Here is a 15,832-nt window from a genome sequence, read left to right on the forward strand (position 1 = left end):
CGCCCCCGGCAACCATGACCTGCCGGGTCGCCCGGAGCCGCGCCGGACCCCTGGCCCCCCAGTTCGAGCGCCAGAGGCGTCCGGCCCCTGGCGACGGGTCCACTTATCATGACACCGTCACGCGTCGGTAAGACGCACAGGCTACCCTCCAAACGGCTTGTTAACCATAACCGTCTAGGGAGCCTGCAATGCTACGTCGAGGATTTCGCGGCGTCGCGGCTGTTGCCGCCATGCTTGCTACGATGTCGACGCACGTTGCCCATGCCGAAGCCCTTCTGGGCAACGGAACTGTCGATCGCGTGCTGGTCTTGAGCATCGACGGCATGCACGCGGTCGATTTCGCCAATTGCGCCAAGGGTGTCTCGCCGATCGACGGCGGTACGCCCTATTGTCCGCAACTGGCAGCACTCGCTCAGCGCGGTGTCACCTACCAGCAAGCAACGACGTCGAAGCCGTCAGACTCATTCCCCGGCCTGACCGCCATCGTCACTGGCGGGTCACCACGGTCGACCGGTGCGTTCTACGACGTGAGCTACGACCGCTCGTTGTCGCCGCCGGCCAAGACGACGCCCTATGGCATCGTCGGTGGCGCCGATCTCTGCCCGCGCGTGGTCGGGACCCAGATCGGCTTCGACGAGGAGATCGACGTCGACCTGACCAGGATCGACGCCGGCGGCGGCATCGATCCTGGCTATCTGCCGCGCGACCCCAAGAATCATTGCGCCCCGGTCTATCCGCACAGCTTCATCCGCGTGAATACGCTGTTTGAAGTGGTGAGGGCCGCCGGCGGTTACACCGCCTGGTCCGACAAGCATCAGTCCTATGAGCTGGTGAAGGGGCGCAGCGGCCAGGGTGTCGATGATTTCTATGCGCCCGAGATCAACTCGATCCCGGTCTCTCTGCCGCAGGTCACGCTGACCGCCTGTAACCCCCTGCCCGACCAGACGGCCGTCGCCAACAGCAATGCCTGGACCGACAGTTTTGCCAACATCCGCTGCTACGACAGCCTGAAGGTTCAGGCGATCTTGAGCGAGATCAACGGCCGCCGGCACGACGGCGTCGCCTCCGCCCCGGTGCCAACCGTGTTCGGCATGAATTTCCAGGCGGTCAGCGTCGGCGAGAAGCTGATCGAAAGCAGCGCGGGTCTGACCGGTGGTTACACCGATCCCTATGGCGTACCGACTCCGGCGCTGCTCGACGAGATCAAGTTCGTCGATCATTCGATCGGCCTGATAGTCAACGCGCTCCGGGCGCGCGGCCTGCTCGACCGCACGCTCATCATCATCAGCGCGAAGCACGGCCAATCGCCGACGGACCCGAAACGCGTCCTGCGGATCCCGGCGGACAATGCCGGCCTTACAGCCCCCTCGTCGATCCTCAGCCCGAACGGCGTCGGCCGGGGCTACCCGGTCGTCCAGGCGCTGGAAGACGACATTTCCTTGATCTGGCTCAGCGAGAACAACCTGATTCAGACCGTGGGCAACGTGGCGCTGCTCGAATCCCATGCGAACCAGATCGGTGCCGGCGGTGGCCAGATCTATGCCGGGCCGACGCTCAACCTGATGTTCAACGATCCGGCCGTCGATCCCCGAACGCCGAATATCGTGGTCGCCCCCAACGTCGGCGTGGTTTACACCGGCGGCAAGAAGAAGCTCGCAGAGCATGGCGGCTTCGCCCATGACGACACCAACGTCATGCTCCTGGTGGCGCACCCGTCGCTCGCGGCGGCAACCATCAGCACGCCGGTCGCCACGGCCCAGATCGCGCCGACGGTGCTCGCCGCCCTCGGCCTCGATCCGGGCGCGCTCGATGCGGTCCGCGAAGAGGGAACGGCAGTCCTGCCAGCGCTGCAGCACTAGACCACTCTCAAATCCGACACGGTCGCTTCCCCTGCGCCCCATTCATGCTTGAATGGGGCGACAAAGCTTGGGAAAGACCGACGATGCAGATCGACGCCGACGACCGCCTGAATCGCTTCCTCGACGAAATCTTCCTGGAGGAACTGGCGCTGTCGCCGGAAACCGCGACCATGCTGGGGCGGGCCGAAGGCAAGGATCGCTGGGCCGACCAGTCGGATACCGGGCGCGAGGCCGAGTTCCGTCTGGCGGAGCGCGCGCTTGCACGGCTCGAAGCCGAATTCCCCATCGAGCCGCTGAGCCCGACGGGACGGCTCAGCCACCGCCTGTTCGCCGAGCGCTGCCGCATGCGCCTGGCACTCGAACCGCACCGCTGGCTGCTCTACCCGGTGACCCACATGCTGGGCGGCCATAGCCTGTTGCCGATGGTGCTGATCACCGCCCATCAGGTCGCCACCGCCGCCGATGCCGACGCCTATGTCACCCGGCTGCAGGGCCTCGGGCCGGCGATCGACCAGTTGCTGGCGGCGGTCGAGGCGCGACGCGCCCGCGGCGTCGCGCCACCGGGCCTGACCTATCCCAAGATGATCGCGGCGGCCCGCACGCTCGTCACCGGCGCGCCGTTCGATACACACGGCACGAGCCCGCTCCTGGCAGACTTCACCGCGAAGCTCGACGGGCTGGATCTGCCGGAGACCGAGCGGTCGCGCCTTGCCGCGGCCGCGACCGACGCCCTGCTCCGCTGCATCGGTCCGGCCTATCGCCGCTTCATCGCGACCATGGCGCGACTGGCGGCGGACGGACCGAGCGAGCATGGCTTGTCCGCATTCGAGGGCGGCCGGGCCGCCTATGCCACCCTGCTTCGCCGCGAGACGACGCTCGACCTGTCCCCGGCTGAGGTCGGCGCGTTCGGCCACGGGGAACTTGCGCGCATTCACGATGAGATGCGCGCAATCATGCAGCGGCTCGAGTTCCAGGGCACCCTGCAGGATTTCTTCGCCTGGATGCGCGCAGCGCCGGAACTGCATTTGCGCAACGACGCCGCGGGCAAGGCAGAATACCTCGCCCGCGCCCAGGCGACGGTCGACGCCATGCAGGCCCGCCTGCCCGATATCGTCGGCCGACTGCCGAAAGCGGCGCTCGAAGTGACGGCGATGGCCGGCTTCAACGAGGGCTCGGCTACCGCGGCCTTCTATAATCCGCCGGGCGACGGCGGCAGCCGGCCAGGCTATCTGGAAATCAACCTGCTCGATGTGTCGCAGAACCCGATCTACCAGATCGAGGCGCTGATGCATCATGAGGGCGTGCCCGGCCATCATCTGCAGATCGCCGTCGCCATGGAATTGGACGGCCTGCCGCTGTTCCGCCGGTTCGACATCTGCAACGCCCACGCGGAAGGCTGGGCGCTCTATGCCGAAAAATTCCCCAAGGAGCTGGGCTTCTACCAGGATCCTCATGCCGACTTCGGGCGGCTGTCGATGGAGGCGTGGCGCGCCAGCCGGCTGGTGGTCGACCCCGGCATCCATCACGACGGCTGGAGCCGCGACCGGGCGATCCGCTTCATGACCGAGAACACGGCAGAATCGCCGCTCAACATCGCGATCGAGGTCGACCGCTATTTCGTGTTTCCGGGCCAGGCGACGTCTTATGCGATCGGGCTGATCGAGATCCTACGCCTGCGCGCGGCGGCCGAGACGGCGCTCGGTGACCGCTTCGATCTCCGTGCCTTCCACGACACGCTCCTCGGCGGCGGCTCGGTCCCCTTGCCGATTCTGCGGGAACTGGTCGAGGACTGGGTGGCGGCGCGGGCGGTCCAGCCGCCGGCAGATCCGTAGCGACTCCCGGCGGCTACACCCGGCGCTTGGCGGTCTCGTCGGCATGGTCGCTGACGGCAGAGACGCATGCGGCGCCTGTTCTCAGCACGAAAGCAACCAGGTGCAACGTCGAACTGCCGGCGTGGAGAGCCGCAAGGTCCAAGGCGTTGATTCCGACTTGCGCTGCAGACCACAGCCCCTTGGATTTGTCCTTGTCCTGGAGGGCCTGGATAACACCAACCCCCGAACTGAAGATCGCGACCACGTCGATCGCTTCCGATGTGGCCGTCCCAAAGGCCGGATTGAATTCCTTGACCATGTCGCCGGCGCCGCCCGCGAGTGCCGTAACCAGCGACGCGCCGTGGCGATCCACCTTGAGGAAATTTCCGTAGGAGGCGAGATGGGTCCTGAGCGCCTCGGGATCCCCGAGCGCGCTTCCGGTGATCGGGACCGCCAGCGCCATAGAACTGTCGCCCGAGACCATCGCGACCGGGGTGCCGGTCGACGGATCGAGCGCTGGGCGCAGCAGCGCTGGAATATACGACGGCGCGGCTCCGATTTTCATCTTTTGCCCTCAAGGTCGGTTCAGCCCCAAGCAGCCCGGCGCTCGGTCCGACACGCAGGATAGTTCAGAGCCGGCGGAGACGATAGCCGCAACGGGGGTTTCAGCCGCTAGGCTGCCGCCGGCGGTACCACCAGCACCTTGTCGACCCGGTGGCCGTCCATTTCCTTCACTTCGAAGCGCCAGCCCTCGACCGAGATATGGTCGGCCACCTTCGGCACGCGCTTCATCCGCGCCATGAGGAAGCCGCCCAGCGTATGGAAGTCGCCGGTGTCTTCCTCGGGCAGGTTCTTCAGGCCCAACGCATCCTTGACGTCGTCGACCGGGGTCAGGCCATCGATCAGCCAGGAACCGTCCTCGTGCCGAATGATGCCCTGCTCGCCCGGTTCGCCCAGTTCCGCGATGTCGCCGACCAGCGCCTGCAAAATGTCGTGAAGCGTGACCAGCCCGTCGAAATCACCATATTCGTCCACGATCAACGCCAGGGGCTCGCCGGACTTTCGCAGCGTTTCCAGCAGCTTGAGCGCCGGCACCGTGTTCGGCACATAGAGCGGCGGGCGGATCAACGCACGCAGGTCGATCGGCTGGCCGGAAAGCGAGGCGGCCAGCAGGTCCTTGACCTGGAGGATGCCGACGACATTCTCGGGCCCGCCCTCGACGACCGGGAAGCGCGACAGGTCGGACGCCTTGATCTTCGCGAGATTGTCTTCGAGCCCATCCTCGATATCCAGCAGCTCGACCTGGGTGCGCGGCGTCATGATCGCGTCGACATGGCGGTCGCCCAGCCTGAGCGCCATCTGCACGATGGCGGATTCGGCCTCGTGGAATTCGCCGGCGGCGGCGCCCTCGCGCATCATCAGATTGATCTCTTCGTCGGTCACCGGCGCCGACTTGCCGCCGGACAGCGGCAACAGCTTCAGGACGAGATCGGTCGCCCCGCTCAAAAACCATTCCGCTGGCGAAACGACGATAGTGACCACAGTCATGAACCGGGCGAGGAAGATGGAGATCGCTTCGGGATGGGCGATCGCGATGCGCTTCGGCACCAGTTCGCCCACGACGATGGTCATGAAGGAGATCGTGATCACGATCAGGCCGACGGCGATCGCGTGGGAATAATCGGCCAGCGCCGGAATCGTCTCGATCGCGGCCGCCAGCGGGATCGCGAAACTGTCGCCGCCGATGGTCGACACGCTGACGCCGATCAGCGTGATGCCGATCGAGACGGTCGAGAGAAACCGCCCGGACTTGTTCAAAAGCGCCAATGCGGCGACGGCTCCGCGATGGCCGTTGTTGGCAGAGGCCTGCAGCCTGGTCTTCCGCGCGCCCACGAGCGCCAGCTCCGCCATGGCGAAGACGCCATTCAGCAGGATGAGGAACAGAAGGAGGATGATTTCGATCAGCATGTCCGGTCAAACGATCATAGCACGGGGTCCCGTTCCATTCGACCGGGCTCAAGCCGTTCGCCCATAAAAGAAAAGCCGCCCCGGAGGGCGGCTTTCCAAAATCGGTCGCGCGGAACCGGAGCCGATCAGCGCGAGTAGAACTCGACCACCAGGTTCGGTTCCATCTGCACCGGGTACGGCACGTCCGCGAGCTTCGGCGCGCGCACATACTTGCCCTTGAGCGCGGCGCCGTCGACTTCGTGGTAGGTCGCGAAATCACGCTCGCCCGAGGCGACGGCCTCGATAACCAGCGCCATCTGCTTGGACTTGTTGCGCACCTCGATGGTGTCGCCGTCCTTGACCTGGTACGACGCGATGTTGACGCGCTTGCCGTTCACGGTCACGTGGCCGTGGTTGACGAACTGGCGGGCGGCGAACACGGTCGGGACGAACTTCATGCGATACACGACCGCGTCCAGACGGCGCTCCAGCAGCTCGATCAGGTTCTCGCCCGTGTCGCCGCGACGACGAACGGCCTCGTCGTACAGGCGGCGGAACTGGCGCTCGCCGATGTTGCCGTAATAGCCCTTGAGCTTCTGCTTGGCCATCAGCTGCGTGCCGTAGTCGGTCGGCTTCTTGCGGCGCTGACCATGCTGGCCCGGACCATATTCGCGGCGGTTGAGCGGGCTCTTGGCCCGGCCCCACAGGTTGACACCGAGGCGGCGATTGATCTTGTATTTGGATTCTTGACGCTTGCTCATGGCACTCTCGTTTTCGGGACCCCTTATGGGATCGCCTTTTGTCCCGGTAGTCCCGCATCGGACCTGCCCTCAGGCCATGCGGGCGGGGTGTCCTCTCGATCGGAAGACCCCACATTCCCGGGAAGGGAAGGCGCGGAATATACGGTCTCAGGCGCTGCTGTCAACCGAACCCGGCCCGATGCATGGCCGATACGCATCGAGGCGCCGTCAATCCCGCTTACGGATCGCCACCAGGGACGCGATCACGCCATGCAGCGTCTTTACGTCCTGCTCGGTCAGTTCGGCGCGGGTCAGCAGGTTGCGCACGTTGCGGATGGTGTGCGCGCGCCGCTCCGGCGGATGGAAGAAGCCGCCGATCTCCAGCTCAGCCTCCAGATGGTGGAACAGGTGCACCATGTCGCCATGGGTCGCCGGCGTCGAGATCAGCGGCGTCACCTCATCGGCCATCGGTTCGGCCGTGCGCTTGCGCCATTCCCAGCCGACCAGCAAAACGGCCTGGGCCAGGTTGAGCGAGGTGAAGCCGGGATTGAGCGGAAAAGTCACCGCGGCATCGGCGAGTGCCACCTGGTCGTTGGTCAGGCCCGACCGCTCGCGCCCGAACAGCACCCCGCATTGGCCACCCTGCCGCATCTCCGCCACCATGCGGTCGGCCGCCCGGTCGGGCGACAGGATCGGCTTCACCATGTCGCGCGTGCGCGCCGTCGTGGCGTAAACGTGGTTCAGGTCGGCGATCGCCGTCTCGACCGTGTCGAACACGCGGGCGCCGTCGATCACGACGTCGGCGCCGGCCGATGCCGCGCGTGCCGGCTCCGACGGCCAGCCATCGCGGGGATTGACCAGGCGCAGGTCGGTCAGGCCGCAATTCAGCATGGCCCGCGCCACGGCGCCGATATTCTCACCGAGTTGCGGCTCGCACAGGATGACGGCCAGGCCTTCAGCCATGGTCAGACCTCCGCGCGCCGCCAGATCGTCCCGTTCGCCCCGTCTTCGAGCGAAATGCCGGCATCGGTCAATTCCTTGCGCAGCCGGTCGGCCTCGGCGAAATCGCGCGCGGCGCGGGCGTCGATGCGCGCGGCGATCAGGCGTTCGACCTCGGCATCGTCGAGCCCGCCGGCCCCCGCCGGACGCCAGCGGAACCAGGCTTCCGGATCGTCGCCCAGCAGGCCCAGCACTTCGCCGCTCGCCAGCAGGGCACCCTTGGCAGCGGCCTTGGCGGGCAAAGTCCTGGCCTTGTTGAGCTCGGTCGCCAGCTCGTGCAGCACGGCCTGGGCCTGGGGCGTGTTGAGATCGTCCATCAGCGGCGCCAGCACCGGCACGTCGTCCGGATAATCCGGCTCGATGTCGGCCACGGCACGCAGCGCCCCGTAGAAGCGGTCGAGCGCGCCCTTGGCCTCGCGCACCCGGCCGTCGTTCCAGTCGAGCGGCTCGCGGTACTGCGCCGACAGCATGGCATAGCGCAGCGCCTCGCCCGGGAAGCGCTGCAGCAGGGCATGGACGGTCTCGATGTTGCCCAGCGATTTCGACATCTTCTCGCCGCCCAGGTCGAGAAAGGCATTGTGCATCCAGACATTGACGAACGGATGGCCGTCATGGGCGCACAGGCTCTGCGCCTGCTCGTTCTCATGGTGCGGGAAGATCAGGTCGACGCCGCCGCCATGGATGTCGATCGTCCGGCCCAGCAACGCCTCGATCATGGCCGAGCATTCGATGTGCCAGCCCGGGCGGCCGAGGCCCCACGGGCTGTCCCAGCCCGGCTCGCCATCCTTGGCCGGCTTCCACAACACGAAGTCGGCCGGCGCCTGCTTGTAGGGCGCCACTTCGACCCGGGCGCCGGCGATCATGTCGTCGAGATTGCGGCCCGACAGCGCGCCATAGGCCGGCATCGAGGCGACGGAGAACAACACATGCCCCTCGGCGGCATAGGCATGGCCCTTGTCGATCAGCCGGCCGATCATCCGGACCATGTCGTCGATATGCTCGGTCGCCCGCGGCGTCAGGGTCGGCGCCAGCGCCCCCACGGCCGCCATGTCGATGTTGTATTGCTCTGTCGTGCGTTCCGTCACCTGGCGGATCGTCTCGCCGCTCGCCGCCGCCGCCGCGATGATCTTGTCGTCCACGTCGGTGATGTTGCGGGCATAGGTGACATGGTCGGCGCCATAGAGCTCGCTCAGCACGCGGAACAGCAGGTCGAACACGATGACCGGCCGCGCATTGCCGATATGGGCATAGGAATAAACCGTCGGCCCGCAGACATACATGCGGACGTTGGACGGATCGATCGGCCGGAAGTCTTCCTTGCGGCGGGTGGCGGTATTGTAGAGGGCGAGCGACACGGGCGCTTCTTTCCAGCGAAAACGGCAAATCCGAAGGGTTTTATGCGGCCCGGCGGCCGCGCAGTCCAGCGCTAGTCCGGACAGCCACACCTACAGAAAACGCCGCTCACCTTAAGCCGCATGGCCTGCGAGCCTGCCAAGCGCCCGCTCCCGCCCGATCAGCGGCAACAGACGCGCCAGTTCCGGGCCATGGTCGACGCCGGTCAGGGCCAGCCGCAGCGGCAGGAACAGGTCGCGGCCCTTGCGACCCGTCGCCTCCTTGACCGCGCCGGTCCAGGTGGACCAGCTGGTCTGGTCGAGCGGGCCGGCCGGCAGCAGGCCCGCCGCCGTCGTCAGGAAGTCGGCGTCGCCCGTGACCGGCGTCACCGGGCCCTGGACCACGTCCCACCAGGGGGCAGCATCGCCGACCCGCAGCAGATTGCCGCGCACCGCGTCCCAGAACGCCGCATCGGCACCGGCCGGCAACCGGTCCGCGACATCGGCGAACGACAACAGGTGCATCAGCTTGCCGTTCAGATGCTCCAGCTCGACGATGTCCAGCTTGGGCTGGCTGCGGCCGAACTTGCCGATCTCGAATTCCTCGATCAACCGAGCCCGATCGGTGCGGATCTCGATCGGATCCGAGGTGCCAAGCTTGGCCAGCAGGCTGAGGATCGACATCGGCTCGATGCCGTCGTCGCGCAGGTTCTCCAGGCTGATCGAGCCGGCGCGCTTCGACAGCTTCCCGCCCGAGGCATCGGCGATCAGCGAGAAATGGCCGAAGGTCGGGACAGTGCCGCCCAGGGCCTGGAACAGCTGGATCTGGACCGCCGTGTTGGCGACATGGTCCTCGCCGCGGATGATGTGGGTGACGGCGAACTCGACGTCGTCGACCACGGACGACAGCGTATAGAGCGGCTGGCCGTCGGCCTTGATCAGCACCGGGTCGCTGAGGTTCTCGGCATGGAACTCGACCGCGCCGCGCACCATGTCGTCCCAGGCGATCCGGCCGCGTTCCAGCTTGAAGCGCCAGGTCGGCTTCTCGCCGTGCCGGAGGCGGGCCTCGATCTCGTGGGGCGTCAGCTTGAGCGCCGCCCGGTCGTAGATCGGCGGCCGGCCGCGTGTCTGCTGCAACTTGCGCTTCAGATCCAGCTCTTCCGGCGTCTCAAAGCAGGGATAGAGCCGGCCGCTCGCGCGCAGGCGATCGGCCGCGGCGTCATAGGCCGCGAACCGGTCGGACTGCCGGGCGAACAGATCCCAGTCGAGCCCCAACCACGTGAGGTCGGTCTCGATCGCGGCGGCATGGGCTGCGGTCGAGCGTTGGAGATCGGTGTCGTCGATGCGCAGCATCAGCCGCCCGCCCGACTTGCGGGCATAGAGCCAGTTGACGATGGCGGTTCGGACGTTGCCGAGATGCAGCCGGCCGGTCGGGCTCGGTGCGAAACGCAGAATGGGGGTCACTCAGCCGCCCTGAAAGGAATTGGTGATGGGATAGCGCCGGTCCCGCCCGAAGGCGCGGCGCGTCGTCTTGACGCCCGGAGGCGCCTGCCGACGCTTGTACTCCGCCCGGTCCAGCATGCGCCAGACTTGCATGACGGTTTCCGACGCATGGCCGCGCGCCACGATCGCCTCGACGGCCATTTCGCGCTCGATCAGGCATTCCAGAATGTCGTCGAGCGTATCGTAGGGCGGCAGTGTTTCGTTGAGGTTCAGCGCTGCCGCTTGCGGTTTCGTGATGATGCGCCCGGGCATGACCGGACCGTCGGGGCCGAGCGCGCCCGCCGGCTTGTTGGCATTCCGCCAGCGCGCGAGTGCTGCCACGGTCGTCCCGTAGACGTCCTTCAGCACGGCATAGTCGCCGTAGAGCGGGGCAAGGCCGATCGACATGTTGGATTTGTTCGCGATCGACAGCACCATCCAGCCGAACGCGTCCGACAGTGCCGTCAGCGTCAGGCCGCGGGCGCGTGACCGTAGGTTTCCCCCAGGAAAGTCGCGTCCGGCGAGGGCCGGGGCCAGCATGGCGCCGAACGCTTCGACCACCGGCGCGATCCCGATGGTCCGCAGTTCGACGTCCAGCAGGTTGGATGCCTGCGCCGCGTCTTCCTGCCCATCAGCGGCCGTGTCGCGATCGGGCATCGTCACGCAATGGACCCGCTCGGAGCCCAGCGCATCGACCGCGACCGCCGCCGCGAGGGCCGAATCGATGCCGCCGGACAGGTCCAGCACCACGCCCGGGAATCGGTTCTTGTCCACATGGTCGCGCAGGCCCAGCACCATCGCCTGATAGGTCGCGGCCAACCCCTCTTCCGGCCGCGCCATCGGACCCGGCTCGATCACCCAGCGCTCGTCGTCGTCGAAGCGCCAATCGGTCGGCACGATCGCCTCCCGCCAGGACGGCGCCTGCAGCTGCAGCTTGCATTGCCGATCGAGCGCGAAGGAGCTGCCGTCGAACACCAGCTCGTCCTGGCCGCCGATCTGGTTGACGGCGAGCAGCGCCAGCCCGCTTTCCCGGACGCGCTGGACCGCGAGCAGGATGCGCTCGTCCTGCCGGTCGGCCTCGAAAGGCGAGCCGTTCAGCGCGATCAGCAGCTGCGCACCGGTTTCCTCCAGCGTCTCGGTCACATCCGGCGTCCGCATATCCTCGCCGATCATGACGCCCAGCCGCACGCCTCGAAACGCCATCGGTCCCGGCGGCGGCCCGGCGGTGAACACGCGATTTTCGTCGAACACGCCGCCGTTCGGCAAATCGTGCTTGAAGCGCACGGCCCGCAACTCGCCACGGTCCAGCAGCAGGGCCGCGTTATGGAGCTTGCCGTCCTGGCGCCAGGGCGCGCCGACCAACAGGGCCGTGCCGCCCGACGCGGTTTCCTGCTTCAATCCGTCGACGGCCCGCTCGATCGCATCGAGGAATGCCGGCCCCAGCATCAGGTCTTCCGCCGGATATCCCGCGAGGAAAAGCTCCGAAGCGACCAGCAGATCCGCCCCCTGCCCCCGCGCCGTCGCCAGCGCGGCCTTCAGCTTCGCCGCATTGCCGGCGATGTCGCCGACCGTCGGATTGAGCTGGGCCAGCGAGATCTTGAGACGATCGGTACTCGGCACGATGACGCCCTCGAACGCGCGGCACGGAATGATCCGGACCGCCTTGCCGAAACCTAGGAACCGGACCCGCGGGTGTCAACGTGGGGGGGCCCGTCGCGGCCGCGCATGGCCGGGTGTCGCTCCAGGACGCGAGCCAAGCGATGGCCGCATGGATGTCATCCTGCCGCGCGTGGGACGAGACCGCGCGTAGATGCGAAGCTAAGGTAACGAACCGTACCTGGAGTCCGCCCATGTCGCCCACGGTCAATCATCGCATCACGCTTGCCGCGCGCCCGGTCAATCGAGCGGTGCAGCCGGCGGATTTCCGCCTCGACACGGCGCCGATGCCGGTGCCGTCAGCGGGCGAGGTACTTTTACGCACGCTCTACCTGTCGCTCGACCCCTACATGCGCGGCCGGATGAGCGAGGCCAAGTCCTATGCCCAGCCCGTGCAGATCGGCGAAGTCATGGTCGGCGAGGTCGTGGCCGAGGTCGTCCAGTCGAACGACCCGACGCTGGTCCCGGGAGATACCGTGCTGGCGCGCATCGGCTGGCAGGAATATGGCGTGCTGCCGGCCAAGGGGCTGATCAAGGTCGACGGCGCCAGGGCGCCGCTGTCGCACTATCTGGGCGTGCTCGGCATGCCCGGCATGACCGGCTATTTCGCCCTGCTCGACATCGGCAAGCCCAGGCCGGGCGAGACGGTGCTGGTCAGCGCCGCCGCCGGCGCGGTGGGCCAGGTGGTCGGCCAGCTCGCCAAGCTGAAGGGCTGCCGGGTCATCGGCATCGCCGGCGAGGCGGAGAAATGCGCCTATGTGACCGGCGAACTGGGCTTCGACGCCGCGATCGACTATCGCGGCAAGGACACGGACGCGCTGGTCGCCGAGCTGGCGGCCCTGGCACCCCAGGGCGTCGACGTCTTCTTCGACAATGTCGGCGGCATCATCCACGATGCCGCCATGATGAGCCTGGCACTCAAGGCCCGGGTCATCATCTGCGGCGCCGTCGCGATCTACGACCGGTTGGAGACCCAGGACACCGGCGCCCGCTGGATGCGCACCATCCTGGCGAAGCGCGTGCGGATGGAAGGTTTCCTGGTCTTCGACTACGAGCCGCGCCGCGCGGAGTTCCTGGCCGACATGACCGCCTGGCTCAAGGGCGGGCTGATACGCTACCGCGAGGACGTCACCGAGGGGCTGGAGCGGGCGCCGGAAGCCTTCATCGGCCTGCTGACCGGCAAGAATCTCGGCAAGCAGCTGATCCATGTCGCGAACCCGTCCAGCCGATGAGAGCGGCCAGGCTGCTTGCGGCAGGCGCGGCGATCGTCATCGCCCTTTCCTCGTGCTCCGCGTTCGCGGCCGGCGCCCATAGCGGTCCATTGACGGTCTATTCGACCCGGCACCAGGCCGAAGATGCCAAGATCTTCGCGATGTTCACCAAGGAAACCGGCATTCCGGTCGACCTCGTCGACCAGGATTTCGAGCCGTTGTTCGAGCGGCTGACCAAGGAAGGCGCCAACACCCCGGCCGACCTCGTCCTGTCGGTCGGCGCCGCCACGCTGTCGCGCTGCGCCGACGCGGGGCTGCTGCAGCCGATCACGTCGGACGCCGCACTGCAGGCCGTCCCGGCCAATCTGCGCGACAAGAACGATCAATGGATCGGGCTCGCCTATTGGGCGCGCGTGATCGCCTATCAAAAGGACCGGTTCCAGGCGACCGACGTCGCCGACTACGAAGATCTGGCCGATCCCAAATTCCAGGGTCAGATCCTGGTCCGCTCCGCCTCCAGCCTGTATAGTCAGGCCCTGGTCGCCTCGATGATCGCGAGTCTCGGCACGGCGCCGACCGAGACCTGGGTCCGCGGCCTCGTTGCCAACCTGGCACGTCCGCCGCAGGGCGGCGACACCAACCAGCTGCAGGCGATGGCGGATGGCGAAGGCTCGGTCTCGATCGTCAATACGCGCTATTGGGCCCGCTTCGCCGCCTCGGACAAGGTGACGGAGCAGGAAGTGGTCGCCAATGTCGGCATCGTCTTTCCCAACCAGGCGAACCGCGGTACCGAGGTCGATATCGCCGGCGCCGGCATTTCGCGCTGGGCCAAGCATCCGCGCGCGGCGACCAAGCTGCTCGAATTCCTGCTCAGGCCGGAAACGCAGAAACTGTTCGCTGCCGCCAACCTCGAATATCCGGTGGTGGCCGATGTCGAGCCGGCTGCGGTGCTGGCCGGCCTCGGATCCTTCAAGATCGACGGACTGGCCGTCGCCAAGCTCGGCAAGTTCGCGCCGGAGGCCGACGCGGCGATGGCGCGGGCAGGCTGGGAATAGCCGAACACGCCGTTTCGAACCGGGAGCAGCGACATGAGCCAGTCGGACGAGGATGACGCCCCGCTCTGCCAGGGACCGGACCCGAAGCCGCGGCCGCCCGGTTATGCCCTGCCGCCTGGCGCCACGGATTGCCACGCCCATGTAATCGGGCCGTTCCAACTGTTCGAGCTGCAGGAGGACCGAAGCTATACCCCGCCAGAGGCCCCTTTGTCGGCCTATCGCACCTTGCTCGACACCCTGGGCCTGGAGCGTGGCGTGGTGGTGCAGCCGAGCGTGTTCGGCACCGACAACGCCTGCACCCTCGACGCGCTGGCCAAGCATCGCAACCGCCTGCGCGGCATCGCGGTGATCGACCATACGGTTTCCGACGAGGCGCTGGAGCGGATGGCCGGCAACGGCATCCGCGGCATCCGCCTCAACATGCTGTATCGCGGCGGGGTCTCGACCGACCATCTGGAGGCGCTCGCCAAGCGCATCGAGCGGTTCGGGTGGCACATCCAGCTGTTGATCGATTGCCGCACGCTGCCGATCCTGGCACCCAAGCTCGCCCGCCTGCCGGTCGACATCGTGGTCGACCACATGGGCCACATGCCGGCCTCGGCCGGGGTCGGTCATCCGGGATTCAGGCTGCTGCTGCAGATGGTCCGCGACGGGCGGACCTGGGTCAAGCTGAGCGGGGCCAATCGCACCTCGACGGCGGGCGCGCCCTATCACGACACGATCCCGTTCGCCCATGCCCTGCTCGATGCCGACCCGACCCGCCTGGTCTGGGGCAGCGACTGGCCCCATGTCGCGATCGACGGCTATATGGCGAACGACGGCGAATTGCTGGACCTGCTGAAGCTGTGGGTGCCCGACGAGCGTCAGCGCCACCTGGTGCTGGTCGAGAACCCCGCCCGCCTCTACGGCTTCGGCGACTGACGCCCAGCGTTTGGTAACGAACTGTTGCCATCGCCCCGTCCGCAAACATGAGACGCAAAAATTTGGTCGGCGCGGGGCGGCCGATCCCTATAATCGGGCCATGAGCCGATCGCCGCACATCATGATCGTGGACGACGACGAACAGATCTGTTCGCTCCTGTCCAAATTCCTTAGCCGCTACGACTATCGCGTCACGACCGCGCGGGACGGCAAGCAGATGTTCCGCGCGCTCGAAGTCAGCGCCATCGATCTCATCATCCTCGACCTGATGCTGCCCGGGGACGACGGCTTCGATCTGTGCCGGAAGATCCGGGCCAACTCGTCCGTGCCGATCATCATGCTGACGGCGATGCGCGAGGATACCGACCGCATCATCGGGCTGGAGCTGGGCGCCGACGATTACCTGGGCAAGCCATTCAACACGCGTGAGCTGTTGGCCCGGGTCAAGGCGGTGTTGCGGCGCAGCGCGCTCCGCCAGCGTCCGCCGGAGGAGATCATGTCCGGCACGCTGGGGTTCGACGGCTGGCGGATCGACCTCACCAAGCGCGAGCTGCGCAATCCCGAGGGTGCGCTCGTGCAGCTGACCGGCGGCGAGTTCGACCTGCTGGCCGCCTTCGCCGATCATGCCGGCCGCGTGCTGACGCGCGACCAGTTGCTCGACATCGCGCGCGGACGGGCCTCGGAAGTGTTCGACCGGTCGATCGACGTTCAGGTCAGCCGGCTGCGTCGCAAGATCGAGGTCGACCCGAAGGAACCGCTGCTGATCAAGACCGTGCGCAGCGGCGGCTACATCTTCTCCGCCAATGTGACCCGGTTCTGA

General features: G+C 66.9%; 13 protein-coding genes. 6 read left to right on the forward strand and 7 right to left on the reverse strand.

All coding sequences use genetic code 11. The features are described 5' to 3' along the window. Positions 1-242 precede the first annotated feature (242 nt). Together VGV37_RS27840 and VGV37_RS27845 are read left to right on the forward strand one after the other, a co-directional pair. Positions 243-1,859 (forward strand): alkaline phosphatase family protein, encoded by a 1,617-nt coding sequence (locus tag VGV37_RS27840; RefSeq protein ID WP_326883078.1) that lies wholly within the window; start codon positions 243-245, stop codon positions 1,857-1,859. 83 nt (positions 1,860-1,942) lie between these two features. Beyond that, complete coding sequence (locus VGV37_RS27845; RefSeq protein WP_326883079.1) at positions 1,943-3,691, forward strand: DUF885 domain-containing protein; 1,749 nt, start codon at positions 1,943-1,945, stop codon at positions 3,689-3,691. A 13-nt stretch (positions 3,692-3,704) separates the two neighbouring features. Here the strand turns inward: VGV37_RS27845 and VGV37_RS27850 are convergent, their stop codons facing one another. From VGV37_RS27850 to VGV37_RS27880, 7 genes are all read right to left on the reverse strand, one after another. After that, the gene (locus VGV37_RS27850) at positions 3,705-4,235 is read right to left on the reverse strand and encodes a hypothetical protein (RefSeq protein WP_326883080.1); all 531 of its coding nucleotides are present in this window, start codon (positions 4,233-4,235) and stop codon (positions 3,705-3,707) included. Between the two features lie 107 nt (positions 4,236-4,342). After that, positions 4,343-5,638 carry a hemolysin family protein gene (locus VGV37_RS27855; protein ID WP_326883081.1) on the reverse strand — a complete coding sequence of 432 codons (1,296 nt, stop codon included), beginning with the start codon at positions 5,636-5,638 and terminating at the stop codon, positions 4,343-4,345. Positions 5,639-5,763: 125 nt separating this feature from the next. Then, positions 5,764-6,378 (reverse strand): 30S ribosomal protein S4, encoded by a 615-nt coding sequence (rpsD, locus tag VGV37_RS27860; RefSeq protein ID WP_326883082.1) that lies wholly within the window; start codon positions 6,376-6,378, stop codon positions 5,764-5,766. A 207-nt stretch (positions 6,379-6,585) separates the two neighbouring features. Next, positions 6,586-7,320 (reverse strand): RNA methyltransferase, encoded by a 735-nt coding sequence (locus tag VGV37_RS27865; RefSeq protein ID WP_326883083.1) that lies wholly within the window; start codon positions 7,318-7,320, stop codon positions 6,586-6,588. Between the two features lie 2 nt (positions 7,321-7,322). After that, the gene (gene cysS, locus VGV37_RS27870) at positions 7,323-8,711 is read right to left on the reverse strand and encodes a cysteine--tRNA ligase (protein ID WP_326883084.1); all 1,389 of its coding nucleotides are present in this window, start codon (positions 8,709-8,711) and stop codon (positions 7,323-7,325) included. Between the two features lie 111 nt (positions 8,712-8,822). Continuing rightward, positions 8,823-10,151 (reverse strand): glutamate--tRNA ligase, encoded by a 1,329-nt coding sequence (gene gltX / locus VGV37_RS27875; protein WP_326883085.1) that lies wholly within the window; start codon positions 10,149-10,151, stop codon positions 8,823-8,825. Further along, a complete protein-coding gene (locus tag VGV37_RS27880) occupies positions 10,152-11,789 on the reverse strand; it encodes an NAD+ synthase (RefSeq protein ID WP_326883086.1) in 1,638 nt (545 codons plus the stop codon). Positions 11,790-12,019: 230 nt separating this feature from the next. Here VGV37_RS27880 and VGV37_RS27885 point away from each other — a divergent pair, with 230 nt between their 5' ends. The 4 genes from VGV37_RS27885 (at position 12,020) to VGV37_RS27900 (ending at position 15,832) form a co-directional block, all read left to right on the forward strand. Continuing rightward, positions 12,020-13,057 carry an NADP-dependent oxidoreductase gene (locus VGV37_RS27885; RefSeq protein ID WP_326883087.1) on the forward strand — a complete coding sequence of 346 codons (1,038 nt, stop codon included), beginning with the start codon at positions 12,020-12,022 and terminating at the stop codon, positions 13,055-13,057. Then, positions 13,054-14,091 (forward strand): extracellular solute-binding protein, encoded by a 1,038-nt coding sequence (locus VGV37_RS27890; RefSeq protein WP_326883088.1) that lies wholly within the window; start codon positions 13,054-13,056, stop codon positions 14,089-14,091. Before VGV37_RS27885 ends, VGV37_RS27890 begins: the two co-directional genes overlap by 4 nt. Positions 14,092-14,124: 33 nt before the next feature. Then, a complete protein-coding gene (locus VGV37_RS27895; protein WP_326883089.1) occupies positions 14,125-15,012 on the forward strand; it encodes an amidohydrolase family protein in 888 nt (295 codons plus the stop codon). Between the two features lie 121 nt (positions 15,013-15,133). After that, positions 15,134-15,832, forward strand: coding sequence for a response regulator (locus VGV37_RS27900; protein WP_414638123.1), 699 nt, complete (start codon positions 15,134-15,136; stop codon positions 15,830-15,832).

The sequence above is a fragment of the Aliidongia sp. genome, assembly GCF_035943795.1.
Taxonomy (GTDB): Bacteria; Pseudomonadota; Alphaproteobacteria; order ATCC43930; family CGMCC-115725; genus Aliidongia.

Coding starts and splice junctions, on each gene's coding strand:
- VGV37_RS27845 (WP_326883079.1), top strand. CDS start 1,943: ATGCAGATCGACGCCGACGACCGCCTGAATCGCTTCCTCGACGAAATC.
- VGV37_RS27840 (WP_326883078.1), top strand. CDS start 243: ATGTCGACGCACGTTGCCCATGCCGAAGCCCTTCTGGGCAACGGAACT.
- rpsD (WP_326883082.1), bottom strand. CDS start 6,378: ATGAGCAAGCGTCAAGAATCCAAATACAAGATCAATCGCCGCCTCGGT.
- VGV37_RS27885 (WP_326883087.1), top strand. CDS start 12,020: ATGTCGCCCACGGTCAATCATCGCATCACGCTTGCCGCGCGCCCGGTC.
- VGV37_RS27865 (WP_326883083.1), bottom strand. CDS start 7,320: ATGGCTGAAGGCCTGGCCGTCATCCTGTGCGAGCCGCAACTCGGTGAG.
- VGV37_RS27850 (WP_326883080.1), bottom strand. CDS start 4,235: ATGAAAATCGGAGCCGCGCCGTCGTATATTCCAGCGCTGCTGCGCCCA.
- VGV37_RS27855 (WP_326883081.1), bottom strand. CDS start 5,638: ATGCTGATCGAAATCATCCTCCTTCTGTTCCTCATCCTGCTGAATGGC.
- VGV37_RS27895 (WP_326883089.1), top strand. CDS start 14,125: ATGAGCCAGTCGGACGAGGATGACGCCCCGCTCTGCCAGGGACCGGAC.
- VGV37_RS27890 (WP_326883088.1), top strand. CDS start 13,054: ATGAGAGCGGCCAGGCTGCTTGCGGCAGGCGCGGCGATCGTCATCGCC.
- VGV37_RS27900 (WP_414638123.1), top strand. CDS start 15,134: ATGATCGTGGACGACGACGAACAGATCTGTTCGCTCCTGTCCAAATTC.